Raw genomic sequence first — 3,397 nt, 5'->3', positions numbered from 1 at the left:
CGCATGGGACTGACCCAGGGGGCCCTGTTCCGACATTTTCCCAACAAGGCCGCAGTACTGGCGGCGGTGATGGAGTGGGTGGCGGAGGAGTTGCTGGCCCGGTTGGGGCGCGCGACGGAGGATGCGGTCTCGCCTCTCGCCGCGCTGGAGGCGATGTTTCTGGCCCATGCCGCGTTTGTCGCCGAACATCCGGGCGTGCCCCATCTGCTGTTCGCCGAGCTGCAGAACACCTCGCAGACGGCCTCCACGGCTCTGGTGCAGTCGCTGGTCAAGCGCTACGGTGGGCGGCTGCGGGAGTTGATCGAACAGGGCAAGGCGATCGGTGAACTCGACCCCGACCTCGATACCGAGGCCGCCGCCATCCTGTTCATCGGCACGCTGCAGGGGCTGGTGGTGCAGTCACTGCTGGCCGGTGACGTCGGCCGCCTCGGCGATGATGCGTCGCGGGTCTTTACCATCTACCATCGTGGTATCAGGAGGAGATCATGAAACGCTTCCCCATACAGAGACGGACTCTGGTGATGCTGGCCGGCTTTGTGCCCCTGATCGCCCTCTTTGTCTATGTCGCCCTGCGCTCGGGGGCGCTGGCCCCGGTGCCGGTGACGGTGGCGAAGGTCGAAAACCGCTCGATTGCGCCGGCGCTGTTCGGCATCGGTACCGTCGAGGCCAGGTACACCTACCGGATCGGCCCGACCTTCACCGGGCGGGTCAAATCTCTGGATGTGGAGGTCGGAGATCAGGTCGAGGCCGGCCAGGTTCTCGGCGAAATGGATCCGATCGATCTCGACGAACGGATCCGCGCCCTGGAGGCGGCGCTGAAGCGCACCGCCGCCCAGATCGATGAAGCCCAGATCCGCCATGGTTACGCCCAGACCCAGGCCCGGCGGTATCAAAGACTGCTGGAAGCGCAGACGACCAGCGAGGAGATCGCCGGCGCCAAAACCAATGAATACCAGGTCGCCGAGGCGAGTCTGAAGGCGGCGCGTGCGGAATCGGTCCGCGTCGAGGCCGAACTGGAGGCCCTGGTCGCCCAACGCCGGAACCTTGTCCTGCTCGCCCCGGCCGCCGGGCTGGTCGCCGCCCGCCATGCCGATCCCGGGGCGACGATCGTCGCCGGCCAGGCCGTCGTCGACCTGATCGACCCTCATCAATTGTGGATCAATGTCCGTTTCGATCAGATCAATGCCCATGGCCTGGCCGCCGATCTCCCGGCGCATATCGTCCTGCGCTCGCAGGCCGCGGAGTCCCGGGCCGGTCGCGTCTTGCGGGTGGAGCCTCTGGCCGATGCGGTGACCGAGGAAACCCTCGCCAAAGCGGTCTTCGACGAGTTGCCGCAACCGCTGCCGCCGCTCGGCGAACTGGCCGAAGTCACCGTCGATCTGCCGCCGCTTGCGGCCGGGCCGGTAGTTCCGAACGCGGCCATCCAGCGTCTCGACGGCCAATTGGGGGTGTGGCGGGTCAGCGATGGCGATCTGCGCTTCACGCCGGTGACGATGGGTGTCGCCGATCTTGATGGGTATGTCCAGGTGCGCGATGGTCTCGAGGTCGATGACGAGATCGTCGTCTACAGCGCCAACACCCTTCATCCGCGCAGCCGCATCCGCGTGGTTCAGCACCTGACGGAGGTAAAACCGTGATCAGTCTCGCCGGCCGCGATATCATGCACTCGCTGGGCAAGTTCGTCTTCACCGGCATGGGCCTGGGTCTGCTGATCGGCATCACCCTGTCGATGGCCGGCATCTACCGCGGACTGGTCGATGACGGCAAGGCCCTGCTCGAGAACAGCGGCGCCGACCTGTGGGTGGTGCAACGGGACACCCTCGGTCCGTATGCCGAATCGTCGAGCATTTACGACGATGTCTGGCGGAGCATCCGCGGCCTGCCGGGAGTCGCGCGGGCGGCCAACGCCACCTATTTCACGATGCAGGTGCGGCAGGGCGACCGGGATGTCCGGGCGATGGTCGCCGGCATCGCCGCCGGCGCCCCGGGAACCCCGGGCTGGCCGCCCTATCTCGTCGCCGGCCGCCAGATCACCCGGGGCCATTACGAGGCGGTGGCCGACATCGCCACAGGCTTCGAACTCGGCGACCGCCTCCGGATCCGCCGCAATCTCTATACCGTCGTCGGCCTGACCCGGCGGATGGTCTCCTCCGGCGGCGATCCGATGGTCTTCATCCCCCTGAAGGATGCCCAGGAGGCCCAGTTTCTCAAGGACAACGACGCGATCCGGCAGCAGCGCGAGCGCACCGCCGCCAATCCGGCGTTCAACCGGCCCCAGGTGCCGGGGCTCCTCGAGGCCGTCATCGCCTCGCAAAGCACCAACCTTTACGTCAACGCGGTCCTAGTGCAGATGAAACCCGGTTATGAGGTGGAGGAAACGGCGCAGGCGATCCGGCGCTGGAAACGGCTGACGGTCTATACCCGCAGTCAGATGGAAGAGATCCTCATCGGCAAGATGATCGCCACCTCGGCCCGGCAGATCTTCATGTTCCTGGTGATCCTGTCGCTGGTCAGCGCCGCCATCGTCGCCTTCATCATCTATACCCTGACGCTGGGCAAGATCCGCGAGATTGCGGTGTTGAAACTGATCGGCACCAAGAACCGCACCATCGTCGGCCTGATCATGCAACAGGCCGTCGCCCTGGGGGCGATCGGCTTCATGGTCGGCAAGATCACCGCCACCCTGGTGATGGCGCCGATCTTTCCCAAATACGTCCTGCTGCAGCCGCTCGACTCGGTCATCGGCTTCGGCGCCGTCATGGCGATCTGCATGCTGTCGAGCATCGTCTCCATCCGCGCCGCGATGAAGGTCGATCCGGCCGAGGCCGTTGGAGGTTGACATGGATGGCAGAGGGATTCGCATCGAAGGCTTGAAAAAACGCTACGGCAGCGGCGATACCGCCGTCGATGCCTTGAAGGGCGTGGATATGGAGGTGGCCCCGGGCGAGGTCGTCGGCCTGGTCGGACCGTCCGGGTCCGGCAAGAGCACCCTGCTCAAATGCCTGGGCGCAATCATCGAACCGACCGCCGGGCGGATGACCCTGGGCGATGAGGTTATTTATGATGGCGGCTGGAAGGTCAAGGACCTGCGCGCCCTGCGGCGCGATAAAATCGGCTTTATATTTCAGGCCCCGTATCTCATCCCGTTCCTTGATGTCACCGACAACGTCGCCCTGCTGCCGATGCTCGCCGGCAGGCCCAACCCCGAGGCGCGGCGGATGGCGATCGAGCTGTTCAAGGCGCTCGAGGTCGAGCATCGCGCCGGGGCCATGCCGTCACAACTCTCCGGCGGGGAACAGCAGCGGGTGGCCATCGCCCGGGGCCTGGTCAACCGTCCGCCGGTGATCCTCGCCGATGAACCGACCGCCCCGCTCGACAGCGAACGGGCCCTGGCGGT

At 65.9% G+C, this 3,397-nt stretch carries 4 protein-coding genes; all 4 read left to right on the top strand.

The window, feature by feature from the left end; translation table 11 throughout:
- Positions 1-489 (top strand): TetR/AcrR family transcriptional regulator (locus HNQ81_RS17180; RefSeq protein WP_183352645.1); only part of this gene is annotated, 489 nt, incomplete at its 5' end.
- Positions 486-1,637 carry an efflux RND transporter periplasmic adaptor subunit gene (locus HNQ81_RS17175; RefSeq protein WP_183352643.1) on the top strand — a complete coding sequence of 384 codons (1,152 nt, stop codon included), beginning with the start codon at positions 486-488 and terminating at the stop codon, positions 1,635-1,637. The genes HNQ81_RS17180 and HNQ81_RS17175, both read left to right, overlap by 4 nt.
- Positions 1,634-2,839, top strand: a complete 1,206-nt coding sequence (locus HNQ81_RS17170; protein ID WP_183352641.1) for an ABC transporter permease — start codon at positions 1,634-1,636, stop codon at positions 2,837-2,839. Before HNQ81_RS17175 ends, HNQ81_RS17170 begins: the two co-directional genes overlap by 4 nt.
- A 1-nt stretch (position 2,840) precedes the next feature.
- On the top strand, positions 2,841-3,397 hold a 557-nt coding region (locus HNQ81_RS17165; protein WP_183352639.1), incomplete at its 3' end, for an ABC transporter ATP-binding protein.

The organism is Desulfoprunum benzoelyticum (assembly GCF_014201505.1).
GTDB classification, from domain to species: domain Bacteria; phylum Desulfobacterota; class Desulfobulbia; order Desulfobulbales; family Desulfocapsaceae; genus Desulfoprunum; species Desulfoprunum benzoelyticum.
The sequence above is the reverse complement of the archived record's forward strand: the minus strand, read 5'-3'. Positions and strand labels throughout refer to the sequence as shown.